The following is a 16,881-nucleotide window of genomic DNA, read 5'->3' as shown; positions in this document are numbered from 1 at the left end:
TCGTTTTAATTAGTTGTTCGCTTGCGCTTCTGCTTTCTTCGCTTCTTTGCTGAACTGATCGATCATTGGTTTTGTAAGAGGTTGCTTTCCCATTTCTTTAAGCAAATCATCTGAAAGTTTTTTGACATCTTGGGTCATTAACCATGCTTCAATTTCCGACTTACCTATTTTTAATTGCCCACTTTGTAAAGCTTCCATGATGTCAACTAAGATTACTGGATTGTATTGGCGTAAATAAATCATTGCTGAACTGATGCCCATGCCGAATTTGGCAGCGCCATTTTCAATTTGGTAACGTTTATCTAATTCGCGAATCGCGCCAATCGTAAATTTCACTTCAATTGTTTTTCCGTTAATCTCTAAATTCATTTTTTATCCTCCTAAAATTCAACACTTTTTGATTATTCGCCAGGTTGTGGTGCTTTCTCTGGAACGGTATCTTGGAACGCATATTGTGCTTCCGCAATAATATCTGCTTCTACTGTTGCAAAGCCATCTTGTGGCTTGCCATTAATAGAGGCTTCTGTTTCGATTTCTACTAATTCTTCTACATTGGCTGGTAAACTCCATGAATTTACATAACCTTGGGCATAAATTGCTGGATATTTACCTTCCGCATTTTTTTCACCTTTTAAATCAACATCCCAAAATTCCATTAAGATGCCATCTTCAACTGCGTCTTTCATGTATAAATTTTCATCATCTCGAGAGGCTAAACCGCTTAACGATAACGTAACTTCTAAACCAGAAACAGCATTCGCAACGCCATCTTTTGTTTGCGTACCGCTCGATTCACGTGAGAATTCCCATTCATGTTCAATTTGAAATAAGGGTTTCATTGCTTTCTTTGTCGCTGCTTCATCCAAGCGACGAACTAATAAAATACGGTCTTTTCCTTGCATAACTTCTCCCATTGATAATTCCTCCTAGTAAAATTGCATGTGTAATGGTAGTACAGCATGCCAAATTGTTTTTTTCATTTGTTTGGTATCTTTTACCATTTGTGCTTTGACTTCTTGATGTTTGATACCCCAATTAAAATGAGCCGTTCGTTTTAAGTTACTGGTTGCCTGCCGTAAAATCGTTCCTTTAATTGTAGAAATTTGTTGTCGTTCAGATAACGCACCATAAACATGCATTATTAATTCAATTTCTCCCAAAATAGCTGATTTAGTTGGCTTAGGTAATTCTTTACTATCACCTAAGTAAACAAATGGCTGATCTGGTAAATCTGTCGGCAGTTCCTCTAGCAACAAAAATCCTGACGTCTGGCAGATTGCAACAAGGGCTTCATATAATTCTTGTTCCGCTTCATTCATTTTTAGCGCCACCTTTCCATTCAAAAAATTCAGGATTGGTTAACAAATTGGCTCTCTTCTAGTCAAAATGAAGGATCTTGAAAGTAGCCGGCATTTTCTGCTCCTTCATAGCTGACACAAGAAAGCAGTCAAAATCATAGAATTCCGTGTCTTCATTTTTTTGGTTGCCTCACGTTTATCTATCTCTTTCGACACTATTAATTTACCATGTTGACACCTGAAAAAATTCCACGCTTTTTCCATGTTTACATCCCTAGTTCATCCGCCACCGCTTCAAAGAAATGATTTCTTAATTTATAGGCTTGGCTTTTACTAATAAATAATTGCTGGGCAAGTCCAATTAATGTTAAAGAGGGCCGTTTTTTCATATATAGTTCTTCAATAATCACGCGCGTTTGTTCATCCGCTTCAGCTAAACAATTTTTGATAATGTCTCGATTTCTCTCTAAGTTCCACAGACGACGATCCATAGCTATCGTAATCGCCATTCGTTCGGTCACTACAGAGTGAAGTCCTTGTCCTCTAATACCAGCATTTAAATCTGCTTCTTGATAAGGGTGCCGTAATTCTTCTTCCCGTTGCCGGATATACTCATCTGTTTTATAAAAGTCTGCTAAAATATCTTTGATATAATTAAATGTTGACGTACGCATTGGTTAATCTCCTTTACTTTTATTCATTTAAAAGTGTTAATCGATAAATAAAATAACACTCTTTCGACATGTCTAAGCCGTGACGAATCGCTTCATCTGAATAACCGAGCCAAATTAAATAGAGATACTCGCTTTTTGTAAACGATGCAGCCTTGATGGATTGGATGGGTCTTGATTGATCCATCGACCAATTACCGATTGCTTGTCCTAATTCTTGAATTTCCTGCATAATAAGTTTATTTTTTTGACTTGCCCAATCGGGATATTGATTCATTAGTTGTAAGAGTCGTTTTCTTTTTTGTGCTTTTTCGCTTTGTTGCTTTGAAATATCTTTAAATACAACGCTTTTCATTTCAAATAAATCTTTTTTACATTTTGTTAAATTACTCATGTTTACGGCCTTCTCTTTCACCAATTAGATAACCTAACATCAGTGTCATTGTCCAAAAGATAAACCCAATAATAATTGTTAACATATTTATTTCACACTCCTCATTCGTTTGTCTGTTGTGTCTTTATATTGGAAAACATAGCCACTGGCGTGCTTCATTAGACGAGAAATAATGCGTGTTCCATAGGCCTCCACCAGTTGTTTTCCAGAAAAATTAGTAGTAAAAATAGTTGCTTTATTCTGTCTAGCTTCTAAAATTCGATTTAAGATGTCATTATTAAAATCCGTACTAACTTTATTTTTAATTCCTAATTCAGCACCTAAATCATCTAAGACCAAAATGTCTGCTTTTTTCATTCTAGTAATATACGCTTGAGCCTTTGCTTGGCTTTTGGCCGATTCATTCATGGACATTTTTAGTTTTTCTAATAACTCAGAGTAGCTGACAAATAAACAATACTTTTGATATGCAGAGCGTTCTAAGACTTCAACTAAAATACTGATAGCCAAATGACTTTTACCGACACCAGGTTTCCCTGAAAAAATAACGTGAATTGGCTTTCCTTCAACAATTGCTGAAACTGCTGCTAAGGCCCGTTCTTTTGCTTGTCTTGTTTCTAATTCAGTGGTTTGGTAATTGGTTAAGCGACATTGCCGTAGCGCATCATCAGCAATTAAGGACCCTTGATGAAAAAATTTTTGTGTACGCGCCATAAAACTCTCTTGAGAACGTTGTTGAGTGGCTTCTTGTTCATGTTTTTTTAGCATTTTATACCCACACGACCAACAAGTTGGGGCACAACGTTCTGTGCCATCTTTATTTTTTTGTTGCCAAACATATTGTTCACTGCCACATTCAGGACAACGGTCTTCAACTTTTTCTAACAATTGACTCAATAGTATTTGAAAAGTTTGATCTGTCGCATGCATACTGATTTCCTCCTTTCTTTAAAAACCTAACTCTTGATATTCTTCTGTCATTTGCGGCGTATGCTCCAACACTTGTTTTTTATCATTTACCAGAACTTCATGTACGGATAAATAATTTTGTTGCTCCCAACTTTTCAAAATAGCATTTACATAGCCATAATTCCGTTTATTTCGATCGACGGCAATTCCTAAAGCATGCAAGATTAATTGGCATGCTTCCTCTTGGCTAGCCCCTTTTTGTATAAAATCTTGCAACCAATACTTAAAATCTTGGCTTGTTTTTGAGGCCAGTGTGCCAAAGCCGTTTTCCTCATAAAAATGATAAATCATCTTTAAACAATCGTTTTCTGAACTACTACCTTGACTCTGACCTAACTTAGACTGGACTATGCTTTCCTGTGGTAACCGTTGGTAGTCAGCTGGTTGACCACCGACAGACGATTCTGCTTTAAACGTATAAGCTTTGCTATTTTTTTCAACAATCTGATTTTTCTCTTCTTGATACAAGGTTGGTTTGTAACGATCACTGCGAATATAATTATGAATTTTCCAATGTTTGATAACGATCACACCACTTTCAAATACTAGAATAAATTTTTTAACCATTAGCAATTTTAGATCGTCTTCCCCACAACCAACCATTCGCTGCAATTTTTTGGGATTATTGATAAATCCATCATCATCGGCACGCATCGCTAAATGAAAATACAGGGCCTGACTTGATAAGGGCATATCTAAAAACGCATCACTATCAATAATCGTTTTTGCAAACATGCGTCGTTCTGCCAATCCGCTTCTCTCCTTTTGACTAAATTATTGTTACTCTGTTAGTAATTCCATGAGGCCAATCATACCAATCACGATGGCCCCAATTTTTATTGAGACACTGCTTATTAATAAAATAATTGCTAAAAGTAACATATCCGACAACGTTTTTTTATAATTCCGACTCATTTCTTCACCCTTTCTACAAAAATACGGTTTTCCGAACAAAATGTTCAAAAAAAAAGACAGTTCAGTTAACCGAACATTTGAATGGCTCTATCTTAGCACCAAATATTTTCACTGTCAACTCATAAGTTCGGTTTTATGAACCGCTAATTTTAATTGCGATTGTTACTTGCCTTCTCTAAACAGGTATAGTATACTTTGAGGCAATAGGAGGTTCGGAAATATGAACATTTTTGCTATCCGTTTAAAAGAAGCTTTAACAGCCAAGAACATCAAACCTAGTGAATTAGCGAAAAAAACTGGCATCGGTAAATCTTCGATCAGCGATTGGCTAGCTGGTCGTTACGAAGCAAAACAAGACAAAGTTTATCGCATTGCAGATGCATTAGACATTAATGAGGCCTGGTTGATGGGACAAGAGGTTCCCATGGAAAAAAATGCCTCAACTATCGACCGCATTTATAAAAAATTAGAGCCTCAACGACAAGCCATCGTTTATCAATTTGCCGAACAACAATTACACGAACAACAAACGCAAGCAGAAATTCTCTCATTCCCTCGCCGTGACGAAATGACACTGGCTGCCCACGCTGGGGATCCAGAAAAGATATTTTCAAAAGAAGAGATCGAGAAAATTCACGATTACTTGGATGAAATTGATGCCAAATATCAACAATCGATTTCTTCTGACAAAAAAGAGGATTAACTTCCCATCTACTCTTTTTATTAAGTAATGGCAGGTGAATGGTAAAGTGAATGATTATGAAAAACTCGTCAGTTCCATTCAAAAGGATGTGACGGTTTTAGAAATTGATTTATACAATCAAACAGGTTGTTATGGGTTGTATCGAAATGGCAAAATTTATATTGAAAAAACATTGAGTACCCGTCAAAAGAAGAATATTTTAGCCGAGGAATACGGGCATTATCAAACATCCGTTGGCACTATTTTAAATCAAAATTGTACAGAAAATCGGAAGCAAGAGTTGAAAGCCCGCAATGTGGCCTTAGAGCAATTAGTTACATTAGACGATTTAATTCGTTGCTCTGAAGCTGGCTTAAGCAACCATTATTCTTGTGCTGAATTTTTGGAAATCGATGTTGAAACATTAAAAAATGTGATTACGTACTATCGACAAAAGTATGGCGCCACTTATCTTTATAAAGGACGGATTTTTGAATTTAGGGATTATTCTGTGATGGTATTAAATACTGGGTTAACTTAAAAAGCATGGAACAAAATCAATAAGGATTTTGTTCCATGCTTAAAAGTATTCTGGAAAATTCAAGAGCGGTTTTTGTACCAATGGTTAATATGTCCAACGCCAAGCATAAGATTGGGGACAAGTATAAGGACGAATATAAATGACGGCCAAAATCCGATGAACTGAATAATACGTTCCCGCATACTATGTAGTACAAAGAAGAAAAGAAAAAAGTACAGGGAACTCTTGCCTGAACCCATTTCTTTTAAATAACGATCTCCATTTTTATAGAAACCAACAATTCTTTTCATTTTTGCACCTCCATGACTATTTTATCAAGAAATCAGGAAAAGAAAAAGCACACCATTCGTCTGGTGTGCTTTTTCTTTTTAATTATTCACCTTGATTCAACTTACGAATCAACTCATCAATGTGATTTCCGTATTGGACAGATTCGTCTCTTTCAAAAATCAACTCTGGTGTTTTATACAAGGTTAACCGTTGTCCTAATTCTTTACGAATCAGTCCTTTGGCTTTGTCTAATCCTTGTTGAGCTTTTTGTTGTTCGGAAGCTAAATCAGATAACAAGCTGTAATAAATCGTTGCTTGTTGTAAATCACCGGTCACACGAACATCTGTAATAGTGATGCCTTGGACGCGTGGATCTCTGATGCGTTTGTTCAAGATATCATTCACTTCACGCATGATTTCTTGGCCTACACGACGGTCACGATAATTTGCCATAGTGTCTTCCTCCAATTACTAAAATTATTGTTTGATTTCTTCCATAATGAAGCCTTCAATCGCATCATCTACACGTAAATCATTGAAGTTTTCAATCATAGCACCACATTCAAAACCAAGTTTGACTTCTTTCACGTCATCTTTAAAGCGTTTCAAGCTTGCTAATTTACCTTCATAAATAACAATACCATCACGAATGACACGAACGCCACTATCGCGGCGAATAAAGCCTTCTGTAACATAACAGCCAGCGATTGTGCCAACTTTAGATACTTTGTACAATTCACGAACCGTCATTTGACCCGTAATTTTTTCTTCAAATTCTGGATCTAATAACCCTTTCATCGCTGTTTCGATTTCTTCTAGGGCTTTATAGATAATACGGTGTAAACGAATATCAACTTCTTCTTGTTCTGCTTGTTGTTTCGCTTGTGGTGTTGGGCGAACGTTAAATCCGATAATAATCGCATTACTTGCTGCGGCTAAAGTTACGTCGCTTTCATTGATGGCCCCAACTGCCGCGTGAACAATTTTCACACGAACGCCTTCTACATCAATTTTTTGTAAACTTGCTGAAACGGCTTCGGCAGATCCTTGTACGTCTGCTTTGACAATGATATTAACTTCTTTTAATTCGCCTTCTTTTAGGCTTTCAAATAAGTTATCCAATGTCACACGGCTACTTGCTGAACGTTGTTCAAGCAACGCACGTTTAGCCCGTTCTTCCCCTGCTTGACGTGCTGTTTTTTCATCTTCAAAGACCACAAAACGATCACCCGCTTGAGGAACATCATTTAATCCGGTAATTTCCACAGGAGTTGCTGGTCCTGCTTCTTTATCACGGCGGCCCATGTCATTGGTCATCACACGAACACGTCCATAAGTATTACCAACAACGATTGGATCACCAACATGTAAAGTTCCTTGTTGAACGAGTAATGTCGCAACCGGACCTTTACCTTTATCTAAGCGTGCTTCAATCACTGTTCCAATTGCTTTTTGCGTTGGATCAGCTTTTAAGTCTTCTACTTCAGCAATCAATAAAATATTTTCCAATAGCTCATCAATGTTTTGATTGAATTTCGCTGAAATATTGACGAAAATCGTATCTCCACCCCATTCTTCAGGAATTAATTCATGTTCACTTAATTCTTGTTTCACATGATCAGGGTTCGCACCAGGCTTATCAATTTTGTTAACTGCTACAATAATCGGCACTTTTGCCGCTTTGGCATGGTTAATCGCCTCGATTGTTTGTGGCATTACTCCATCGTCCGCTGCAACAACTAAGATGGTAATATCAGTGATGCTGGCACCACGCGCGCGCATACTTGTAAAGGCCGCATGTCCTGGTGTATCTAAGAACGTAATTGGTTTGCCATCAATATCTAACTGATAGGCACCAATATGCTGCGTGATACCGCCCGCTTCACCTGAAGTCACACGAGAATGGCGCAATGTATCTAATAATGTTGTTTTCCCGTGGTCTACGTGTCCCATGATTGTGACAACAGGGGGACGTGTAGTTAAGTTTTCTTCAACAACTGCTTCTGGTTCGAAGAATTTATCAATGTCCGCAATATCAACTTGGACTTTTTCTTGCGGTTCCATGCCATAGTCCACAGCTAATAATTCAATTGTATCTTTATCTAGGGCTTGGTTTTGGTTAACCATGACACCCATCATAAATAATTTTTTGATGATTTCCGCTGGTTCGCGGTGGATTTTTTTCGCAATATCCGCCACGTTCATACCTTCTGTATATTCTAAAACATCTGGTAATTCACGGAATTTACGTGCTGGTACTGCTGGCTTCGCTGATTCTTGTTGATGTTTGCCTTTTTTCCCTTTTTTGTTGAAACGATTGCGGTTTTGGTTATTAAAGTTATTCCGGTTATTACGATTTTGACCGCCACCAAAATTGTTGTTACGGTTTTGGCCGCCACGGTTTTGGTTGTTCCCGCCATTGTTATTTTGGCTGGTCCGATTTTGATTCGTTGTAGAACCGTTATTGTTTTGGGTATTGCGGTTTTGATTGTTTGTATTTGTTTGATTGCTACGGTTTTGTGTGTTGCTTTGGCCGTGACGATTTTGGTTGTTGTTGTTTCTTTGTTGTCCATTCGTTGATTGATTGTTTGGACGATTTTGGTTATTTCTTTGTTCACCAGGTTTATTGTTCATTGGTTTCTTATTGGCTGGTTTATTTTGTGTTGTTTGTTGCTTTTGGTTGTTTGTTGCTTTTGATTGAGTATTTACGGTACTTCCTCCTCCGAATGCTTGACGAAGCTTTGTTTCTTGCTCGGAACTAATTGCGCCCATATGGTTTTTAACATCCATACCTAATTGATGCGCTTTATCGACAACGTCTTTGCTTGCTTTATTCATTTCTTTTGCTAGTTCATAAATTCTTTTTTTTCCCATGCAATCACCTTCCTAACCTTTTAGTAATTCCTTGATTTTGGTGGCAAATCCTGCATCAGTTACTCCGATAACCATTCGTGGTCGCCCAATCGCTTGGCTGAGCTCGAATTGACTGAACAGTTCGCTAACAGGAACATTATAATAAGAACTTTTGTCCTTGATTTTCTTTCTAGTATTCTCACTGGCATCTTGCGCAACAAACACAAATTTCGCTTTGTTTGCACGAATATCTTTAAGGGTTAATTCCTCGCCTGTGACTAATTTACCGGCGCGCATTGCTAAACCTAAAAGGTTCAAAATTTTGGTTTTATTTTCCATCGCCAAACAACTCTTTGCGGGCTTTTTGATGTGTTACATAATCCAATAGTTCTTGATAAAATTCATCACTTAATTTTGTTTCTAAGACACGATCAAGAATTTTTTTATCCCAAGCTTTTTGGACTTCCGCAGGATCCAAATCAACGTAAGCGCCACGTCCAGGTAATTTACCAGTTGGATCTAAGGCCACTTCGCCTTCTTTGGAGCGAGTGATTCTGACTAATTCTTTTTTCGGTTTCATTTCGCCTGAAACAACCGATTTACGCATTGGAATTTTTCTCTTTTTCATTTTTTCACCCTCCAAAAACGTTATTCTTGTTCAGGTAATTCTTCTGTAATTTCTGCTTCAACAACTGCTTCTTCAGCAGCCAAGTTTTCGTAATCATCTGCCGTCATATCTGAATGGATAATTGCTTCATCCATTTCTTCTGCCACTTCGGCAACTTCTTGATTGGCTTGTTGTTCATAAAATTCAGCCATATCAGATTCTGATTTGATATCAATTTTATGGCCCGTTAATTTAGCAGCTAAGCGCGCATTTTGACCACGTTTACCAATCGCTAATGACAATTGATAATCAGGTACAACAACTGTACATGCTTTGCTATTTTCTGGATCAAAAATAACATCTAATACTTGAGCTGGATTCAAGGCATTACTAATATAAATAGCTGGATCTTCGTTCCATTCCACAATATCCATATTTTCGCCTTTTAATTCATTCACAATCGCTTGGACACGTTGGCCTTTTGGACCAACACAGGTACCCACTGGGTCAATATTAGGATCTGTTGAACGAACGGCTACTTTTGAACGATCGCCAGCTTCACGAGCGACGCTTACGATTTCAACAATTCCATCATAAACTTCTGGAATTTCTTGTTCAAAAAGACGTTTTAGTAAATCTGGATGGCTACGGCTTACAAAAACTTGTGGGCCTTTTGATGTGTTTTCAACACGTGATACGTAAACTTTAATCCGATCATGCGGTTGGTAAAATTCATTTGGCATTTGATCTTGTTTTGATAAGACTGCTTCGATTTTGCCTAAGTTTACATAGATATAACGGCGATCTTGACGTTCAACAATTCCTTGCATGATGTCATTTTCGTATTCGCTAAATTCATTATAAATAATTGTTCTTTCTGCTTCACGGACACGTTGTAAAATTACTTGCTTTGCTGTTTGGGCAGCAATGCGGCCAAAGTCTTTTGGCGTAACTTCAAAACGAATTTTGTCGCCGATTTCATATGCACCATTTAATGCAACGGCATCTTTTAATGAAACTTCCAATTGTGAATCAAATACTTCTTCTGTTACTTCTTTGACAGCATACACGTGAATATTGCCTTTTTTTGGTTCAAATTCAACTTCGACGTTGCTTGCTTGTCCATAATGTCTTTTATATGCAGAAACTAAAGCTGCTTGTAACGCTTCAATCACCGTATCTTTAGGAATCCCTTTTTCAGCTTCTAATACGTCTAATGCATTTAACATTTCTTTGCTCATTGTTTTTCTTTTCCTCCTATGGATTCGTTAAAGCTGAACGAGTGGTTCTTCTTCCAAGGGAAAAACTTCTCGTTAAAACTTGTCACAGGCCCAGCTAAAAGTAAAACTTTTAGTGGACCCTTTTTTACATTCGAGTCTGTTGATTAAAATTGAATGGCTAAACGAGCTTTTGCGATATTTTTACGTTCAAAAGTCATTTCCTTCACTCTGGTTTTAATTTTTACACTTAATGTTAATTGTTCTGAATCAAGATGGACTAAGGTACCCTCAATCTGTTTTTCTCCATCAACTGCTTGATAAAGAGAAATATGAATGTACTTGCCTACCGCTTGTTCATAATCGCTTTCTTTCTTTAACGGACGTTCTGCTCCCGGAGAAGAAACTTCCAGAAAGTACGCTTGCGGAATTGGATCTGGATCCATTGCATCTAGTTTTTCACTTAATTTTTCGCTGACAAAGGCACATTCCTCAATATCAATGCCACCTTCTTTATCGATAAATACTCGTAAAAACCAATTTTTTCCTTCCTTAACAAACTCTACTTCCACAAGTTCAAAATTTTGTTCTTCTAAGATTGGTGTGACTAACTTTGTTACAGTTTCCACAGCACTACTCAAAATTTTCGCCTCCTTCGAGATTGATGTAACGAACCGTGTCCTGATGACTTTTCCATCAAAAAGAGTGAGCAGAAATCCGCTCACTCCCAACTAGTATCATTACGCTAAAGATAGTATAGCACAGAACCATTCCAAACTCAAATGAACAAGCTAAATCTCTCGAAATTTGCACATTTTGTCTCGATTACTGAAACTATCTAAGCGATTATTTTTTCGTTTTAAAATAGATAAATAATCCTTGAATCAAAAGAAGGCTACCTAAGAAAAGAAACGCGTTTTCTTTTGTTTCTCCTGTTTTTGGCAATTCCTTATTACGAATCGCCTGTTTTTCAATGGTTATTGAAGTAGTTTCTGTGGTTGAATTCGTGGTAGTATCTGTTGTCCCACTCGTTGGTGGCGTGGTACTTTCTATAGGTTTTTCTGGCGTATAGTGATTAGTAAATACTTGACCTCCATCATACTGAATAGTCGCCACGAGATTTCCTAAAAGCGCCTCGACGGTTACTTGAACTTGAAGGTTGTGCGTATCGTAGGAAACACCTGCCTGTCGCGTGTTTACTTCCCGAATGGTGTATTGATAGTTTCCGGGAGTTTCAAAGGTTAATGGTGAAAATTGAATTTTCCCTAAAGTATCGTTACTAACCGTTTCTAGTACTGTGCCTTTCTCATCTAACAATTCAAATTGAAATTCAGCATCCTTCAGTGGTTTTCCTAAAAGAACTTTTCCAGCTAAAAATGAAGCAGCGACTGGTTGATATGAAATCTTATGATTCACAACAGTTTTCAGTGCAACTAAGTTTTTACCAAAGTCTTCAGGTGTTATTGGAATCTTGTTTTGCGAAAGTTGGTAACCGGTAGGTGCTTTGGTTTCTACTAAAGTATAGTTATCTTTTAACAAGCCTTTAACAATCGCTGTTCCGTTTTGATCTGTTGTGATTTTAGCCACTGTTTGATTGGTTGAGTTTCGAATGAGTTCAAACTCTGCACCTGCTAAACGCTGGCCCGCTTCATCTTCTTTATGAATTTCAACAACATATTGTTCACCATTGGCTTCTCCACCACCCGTTTGTGAGACACGACTCACTTCGACTTCTTCCACCACCGTTTGATTTTCTGTTAATTTTGCATAATTTGTGAAGGTTTCACCTTTTTCGGGAAGATGATCGATTTTGGTTTTATAGGTGATACGATATTCGTTAGTCCCAATATTACCAAAATGCACCGAAAAATTGCGGTCACCAGGACCATACTGGACAGCCAACTGATCAGTTATATCTTCCTCTGGCGTGAACTGCCAAATAGCATTTCCATCCAGTGTCCATTGTCCTCGTTCAATTTTCATAGTGTCTTTGATATAACTTAAACTTGCTGTTTTTAGCACATCTTCCACTTCTAAATCAGTATACGTTTGCCCTGTTGGATTAATCCGTAGTACATTGTAAATTTCGGTTGGATCGTCTTCGATAAACCATGAATACTTGCTAAATTTTTCGTTAACATCATCGCCTTCACCTTGGTAATCAAGATCGCCAGCAAATATTTTTTCCCCTTCAACCGTGACGTAAATAGGAATCTTGGATTCATTTTCGACATTTTCGAAATCAATCAAACTTGTAAAATATAAAGACCCACTAATATTGGCATGGTTTTCTACGTAATCTGTATACGTTAACGTGACCGTTTTATTTGCTACATCGGTCTGTGCGATTGCAACCACAGCACCTGTATCATCTACTACATTAAAGGTCATATTTTTCTCGAGACGTAGCTCTTCGGGCAAAGTAATCACACTCGTATCCCCACTATTAACGGTATTATCCGGTAAGTTGAACTCAATTCGGAGGTAGATGTCGGTATATTGATTAATGGTCCCAAGTGGGTTTCCCTCTTTGTCCGTTAGTTGAATCGCTGTCACAATGTTGCCCACTTGTTTACGCGGTACTACGTTTGGCGTAGCAGAAATTTGATTGGTTTCACTGGTACTAGTTGGTTCCGTTTGCGCATATCCTGTTTCAAGTTTCAGAAAAGGCGTTATCAGCGTCGACAAAAGAATGAAAAACATTCCCCAATAGACAAAACTTCTTTTTTTCATTTTTATTCAATCCTTCCTATCTAAAATAATTGGTTAGGTTTATACTATCAAGGATTAACTAGGTACAAGTGTTTTTATTTTTCCCAACAATAAAAAACAAAAAACACCGAACCAAAATAATTTTGGCTCGGTGTTTTGCTCCTAATGTCTTTTCTTATAAAACCATAATTGAACTTTTTCAGAAATGGTTGATAAATGTTGGAAAGTTGAGTCTGCTGCAAAGAAAAGAATGGCTAAAAGTAACAAGGCTGTTGGCGATACCGAAGTTAACGAGAACAAGTTTTTCATGGAAATACTTGTAATAACCATTCCGATTAAACAGCCAATCATTACGCGCTTGCGGTAACGATTCATTGGTGAACTAATTTTATAAAGAACCATAAAGCCGACTGAAACTAGCAACAATGTTGCAGTCGTTGAAATGTCCGTTTTTTGAAGTGCAAGAATATCACCACAAATTAGTAAGGCACCGACTACTAACATATCCGTTAACCCACCAGGAATTGCTTTTGATAACACATTGAAAAGAAATTTCCCTTCAATGCGACGATGATTTGGTTCCAAAGCTAGAAATGTCGAAGGAATCCCAATTGTAAATAAACTAATCAATGTGACTTGTGTCGGTTGTAAAGGATATGTCACGGCAAAAATCATAGCAAAGACAGACATCAGCAAGGAGAAAATATTTTTTACAAGGAATAAACTTGAAGAGCGTTCAATGTTATTAACTACTTGGCGGCCTTCAAAGACAACCTCCGGCATCGTTGAAAAATCAGAATCCAACAACACAACTTGCGAGGCTTGTGCTGTAGCTTGATTTCCTGAAGCCATGGCAATACTACAATCTGCTTCTTTCATGGCTAAAATATCATTGACTCCATCCCCTGTCATCGCCACTGTATGATCTAATTTTTTCAACAATAGTACAAATTGTTTCTTTTGTTCTGGCGTGACACGACCAAAAACGGTGTATTTTTCTAAAGCTTCTGTCTGGGCTTCCATTGTAGTTAATGTTCGCGCGTCCACATAATTTTCAGCACCAATAATGCCTGCCGCTTGTGCTACATTGGATACTGTTAAAGGATTATCGCCAGAAATGACCTTAATGGCCACATTTTGTTCAGCGAAATATTCAAAAGTTGCTTTGGCTTCTTTACGAATCGGATTCCAAAGAAGAATGTAGCCTAGAGGTTGAACCTCTGCTGTCAACGTTTCCTGAAATTCTCCTAAATACTTTCCGAACACCAATAAGCGATAGCCTTGACTTGTATAATGTTCCACTTCAGATTGATACATTTCATAATTGTCTCTCAAAATCATCTCTGGCGCCCCAAGAATATACGTCGCTTCCGGGAAAGTCACGCTACTAAATTTTTCGACAGACGAAAACGAGGTATAGCTAACGGCTTCCCTCTGATTATTAGTAACAAAAAATTCTTTCATCGCTTTCATCGTATCATTGTCAGCTGACATTGTTCGACAAAAATCGCCAATTAATTTTTCGACATTGGTTAAGTCTGTACCATCATTTTCGATACTCACCACAGGAACCAACTCTTGGACTTCCATCGTGTTTTCAGTAATTGTTCCTGTTTTATCTACACATAACACATCAACACGTGCTAAGGATTCGATACTTTTCATGTTGTGCAATAAAACGCCGCGCTTCGCTAAGCGCATTGTGCTGGCAGCTAATGCAACGGTTGTTAAAAGGTACAACCCTTCCGGAATCATCCCAATCAAGGCAGCTTCCATGGAGACAATGCTGTCATGAAGCCCTTGATGGTTGATGAAATAACTTTGGAAAAATAGAACACAGCCGATCGGGATAATAATAATCCCTACCCATTTCACCAAACGGTTAATGGAACCAACCATCTCTGATTGTTCCCCTTTTTTAATTGATTTCGCTTCAAGCGTCAATTGATGAACATAGGCCTCAGCGCCAATTTTATCAATTCTTGCATAACAAGAACCTGACACAATAAAGCTACCTGACAAAAGTTGGCTATCTGCTACTTTGGTAATCTCATCAGATTCCCCAGTTAACAAGGATTCATTCACACGGACTTCACCAGATAAGACAATTGCATCCCCAGAAATCTGTTCACCCGATTTAAAGAGCACCACATCGTCCAAAACCAGTTCATCTGGCGAAATTTCTTGTTCTTGGCCATCCCTCACAACGGTTACTTTTGTAGCGTTTAGAATATTTAAGCTATCTAATACTTTCTTCGACTTAATTTCTTGGTAAATTCCAATGACCGTATTAATGATTACTACTGGCAAAAAGGTCATATTTTTATAAGATTGTACCAGCATTAATAACACGCCTAGTACCACAAAAATTAAGTTGAAATACGTAAATACGTTATTAATAACAATCTGTTTCGTTGTGATAAACTCTGTATCGACGGCGGCATTGACTAAGCCTTTTTGCTGTCTTTCTTCAACTTGTGCGGCCGTCAAGCCTTGTTTATCTTCTGGATAATAGCGTTCCGCGTTAGCAGTCACTGCTATTGGTTCATTTTCTTGCATTTCTTTTTTTCTTCTCAAACACATCACCCCTTGTTCTAGTCGACTCTTTCATCGTCTCCTTCTCTCCCACAGTATAGCACTGAATAAAAATTTAGATAACAACTAGCGCCCAACTATAGAAAAAAATTATACATTTCCTAAACATTGTCATTTTCAGGAACAAGCTAACGCAAAACCTTTTCATTTACTTGTTTTTCCTTTACTATAGTAAAGAAGAAATATCAAGAAATGAGGAACAATTGATGGCACAGAATCACGTAATTAAAGTTAGTAAAAAAACATTAGCAGAGATGACCACTGTTTATCAACCCAATCGTTTAAATAAAACGGTCCCTTATACTGTCTTTGTGGCCAAGGTTGGCACCACTACCATCACTGCTTATCAATCAGGTAAAGTCATGTTTCAGGGACCTCAAGCTGAAAAAGAGGCCGCTCGCTGGGAAGGAACGAGTACCACACCACAGAAAAAAGTTTCTGCCCAGACTACTACACTGCCTGCTGATTTTGGCAACTGGTCTGTGATAGGTTCCGATGAAGTCGGTAATGGTAGCTATTTTGGTCCAGTAACTGTCTGTGCTGCCTATGTTGACAAAAGCATGATTAGCAAACTAAAATCATTAGGTGTTCGTGATTCCAAAGAATTAACCGACCCACAAATTATTCAATTGTCACATGTCATTAAAGAACTGATTCCTTACAAGTTATTAATCGTTGAACCAAAAAAATACAATGAGATCCAACCAAACTACAATGCTGTACACATGAAAGTCGCTTTGCATAACCAAGCGATTTATCTGTTGCTACAAGAATTGGCTCCCACAAAGCCAGAAGGGATTTTGATTGACCAGTTCACCCCTGAAAATAACTATCGGAAATATGTTCGTAATGAAAAAAATCAAGTCACTGAAAAATTGTTCTTCGTCACTAAAGGAGAGCAGTATCATGTTGCTGTTGCTGCCGCCTCTATTATTAGCCGCGCTGCTTTTTTAGAAGAGTTAGACAAAGAATCTGCAGAATTGGGTTTCTCTGTGCCCTCTGGTGCTGGCAGCAAATCAGACCAAGTAGCCGCCCGTATTTTGAAAAAAGGCGGCCTAGACTTATTAGCGAACTACGCGAAGCTGCATTTTGCAAACACCCAAAAAGCCCAAAAGTTACTATAAAATAAACACCAAGCAAAAGTCCCAATGCCGATT

20 protein-coding genes are annotated in these 16,881 nt (G+C 37.8%); 3 read left to right on the top strand and 17 right to left on the bottom strand.

Annotated features, from left to right (window positions below; translation table 11 throughout):
* Positions 1 to 9 precede the first annotated feature (9 nt).
* The 8 genes from IGL23_RS05405 to IGL23_RS05370 form a co-directional block, all read right to left on the bottom strand.
* Positions 10 to 369, bottom strand: a complete 360-nt coding sequence (locus IGL23_RS05405) for a tail assembly chaperone (protein ID WP_002377707.1) — start codon at positions 367 to 369, stop codon at positions 10 to 12.
* 32 nt (positions 370 to 401) lie between these two features.
* Positions 402 to 914, bottom strand: coding sequence for a phage major tail protein, TP901-1 family (locus tag IGL23_RS05400; RefSeq protein ID WP_002369526.1), 513 nt, complete (start codon positions 912 to 914; stop codon positions 402 to 404).
* Positions 915 to 926: 12 nt separating this feature from the next.
* Positions 927 to 1,343, bottom strand: coding sequence for a hypothetical protein (locus IGL23_RS05395; RefSeq protein WP_002382237.1), 417 nt, complete (start codon positions 1,341 to 1,343; stop codon positions 927 to 929).
* Between the two features lie 221 nt (positions 1,344 to 1,564).
* Positions 1,565 to 1,972: a RinA family phage transcriptional activator gene (locus IGL23_RS05390; protein WP_002360491.1), complete on the bottom strand. Its 408-nt coding sequence runs from the start codon at positions 1,970 to 1,972 to the stop codon at positions 1,565 to 1,567.
* A 19-nt stretch (positions 1,973 to 1,991) separates the two neighbouring features.
* Entirely contained in the window at positions 1,992 to 2,384 is a 393-nt protein-coding gene (locus tag IGL23_RS05385; protein ID WP_002363798.1) for a hypothetical protein, read from the bottom strand.
* 66 nt (positions 2,385 to 2,450) lie between these two features.
* Positions 2,451 to 3,293: an ATP-binding protein gene (locus IGL23_RS05380; RefSeq protein ID WP_010709371.1), complete on the bottom strand. Its 843-nt coding sequence runs from the start codon at positions 3,291 to 3,293 to the stop codon at positions 2,451 to 2,453.
* An 18-nt stretch (positions 3,294 to 3,311) separates the two neighbouring features.
* Positions 3,312 to 4,067, bottom strand: coding sequence for a DnaD domain protein (locus IGL23_RS05375; protein WP_025191725.1), 756 nt, complete (start codon positions 4,065 to 4,067; stop codon positions 3,312 to 3,314).
* Between the two features lie 45 nt (positions 4,068 to 4,112).
* Positions 4,113 to 4,295: a hypothetical protein gene (locus IGL23_RS05370; RefSeq protein WP_073459191.1), complete on the bottom strand. Its 183-nt coding sequence runs from the start codon at positions 4,293 to 4,295 to the stop codon at positions 4,113 to 4,115.
* Between the two features lie 172 nt (positions 4,296 to 4,467).
* Between IGL23_RS05370 and IGL23_RS05365 the strand changes: the two genes are divergently transcribed.
* Together IGL23_RS05365 and IGL23_RS05360 are read left to right on the top strand one after the other, a co-directional pair.
* A complete protein-coding gene (locus tag IGL23_RS05365; protein ID WP_002357856.1) occupies positions 4,468 to 4,950 on the top strand; it encodes a helix-turn-helix domain-containing protein in 483 nt (160 codons plus the stop codon).
* 34 nt (positions 4,951 to 4,984) lie between these two features.
* Complete coding sequence (locus IGL23_RS05360) at positions 4,985 to 5,470, top strand: toxin (protein ID WP_002382232.1); 486 nt, start codon at positions 4,985 to 4,987, stop codon at positions 5,468 to 5,470.
* Between the two features lie 59 nt (positions 5,471 to 5,529).
* Here the strand turns inward: IGL23_RS05360 and IGL23_RS05355 are convergent, their stop codons facing one another.
* The 9 genes from IGL23_RS05355 to IGL23_RS05315 all read right to left on the bottom strand — a co-directional run bounded on the left by IGL23_RS05355 (position 5,530) and on the right by IGL23_RS05315 (position 15,712).
* A complete protein-coding gene (locus tag IGL23_RS05355; RefSeq protein ID WP_002395078.1) occupies positions 5,530 to 5,760 on the bottom strand; it encodes a hypothetical protein in 231 nt (76 codons plus the stop codon).
* Positions 5,761 to 5,842: 82 nt separating this feature from the next.
* Positions 5,843 to 6,193 carry a 30S ribosome-binding factor RbfA gene (gene rbfA, locus IGL23_RS05350; protein ID WP_002360497.1) on the bottom strand — a complete coding sequence of 117 codons (351 nt, stop codon included), beginning with the start codon at positions 6,191 to 6,193 and terminating at the stop codon, positions 5,843 to 5,845.
* A gap of 24 nt (positions 6,194 to 6,217) precedes the next feature.
* Complete coding sequence (infB, locus tag IGL23_RS05345; RefSeq protein ID WP_002357859.1) at positions 6,218 to 8,614, bottom strand: translation initiation factor IF-2; 2,397 nt, start codon at positions 8,612 to 8,614, stop codon at positions 6,218 to 6,220.
* Positions 8,615 to 8,626: 12 nt separating this feature from the next.
* The gene (locus tag IGL23_RS05340) at positions 8,627 to 8,932 is read right to left on the bottom strand and encodes a YlxQ-related RNA-binding protein (protein WP_002357860.1); all 306 of its coding nucleotides are present in this window, start codon (positions 8,930 to 8,932) and stop codon (positions 8,627 to 8,629) included.
* The gene (gene rnpM, locus IGL23_RS05335) at positions 8,922 to 9,221 is read right to left on the bottom strand and encodes an RNase P modulator RnpM (RefSeq protein ID WP_002363794.1); all 300 of its coding nucleotides are present in this window, start codon (positions 9,219 to 9,221) and stop codon (positions 8,922 to 8,924) included. The genes IGL23_RS05340 and rnpM overlap by 11 nt, the downstream gene beginning before the upstream one ends.
* A gap of 20 nt (positions 9,222 to 9,241) precedes the next feature.
* Entirely contained in the window at positions 9,242 to 10,441 is a 1,200-nt protein-coding gene (gene nusA, locus IGL23_RS05330) for a transcription termination factor NusA (protein ID WP_002357862.1), read from the bottom strand.
* Positions 10,442 to 10,584: 143 nt separating this feature from the next.
* Entirely contained in the window at positions 10,585 to 11,058 is a 474-nt protein-coding gene (rimP, locus tag IGL23_RS05325; RefSeq protein ID WP_002357863.1) for a ribosome maturation factor RimP, read from the bottom strand.
* Positions 11,059 to 11,263: 205 nt separating this feature from the next.
* Positions 11,264 to 13,150 carry an Ig-like domain-containing protein gene (locus IGL23_RS05320; RefSeq protein ID WP_033594960.1) on the bottom strand — a complete coding sequence of 629 codons (1,887 nt, stop codon included), beginning with the start codon at positions 13,148 to 13,150 and terminating at the stop codon, positions 11,264 to 11,266.
* A gap of 141 nt (positions 13,151 to 13,291) precedes the next feature.
* On the bottom strand, positions 13,292 to 15,712 hold the full coding sequence (locus IGL23_RS05315; protein ID WP_033594962.1) for a cation-translocating P-type ATPase: 2,421 nt from the start codon (positions 15,710 to 15,712) through the stop codon (positions 13,292 to 13,294).
* 218 nt (positions 15,713 to 15,930) lie between these two features.
* Here IGL23_RS05315 and rnhC point away from each other — a divergent pair, with 218 nt between their 5' ends.
* Positions 15,931 to 16,848: a ribonuclease HIII gene (rnhC, locus tag IGL23_RS05310; RefSeq protein WP_033594964.1), complete on the top strand. Its 918-nt coding sequence runs from the start codon at positions 15,931 to 15,933 to the stop codon at positions 16,846 to 16,848.
* Positions 16,849 to 16,881: the final 33 nt, after the last annotated feature.

The organism is Enterococcus sp. MSG3299, assembly GCF_050555765.1.
In the GTDB taxonomy this organism is placed as follows: Bacteria; Bacillota; Bacilli; order Lactobacillales; family Enterococcaceae; genus Enterococcus; species Enterococcus faecalis.
This window is presented reverse-complemented; position numbering and strand designations above follow the sequence as displayed.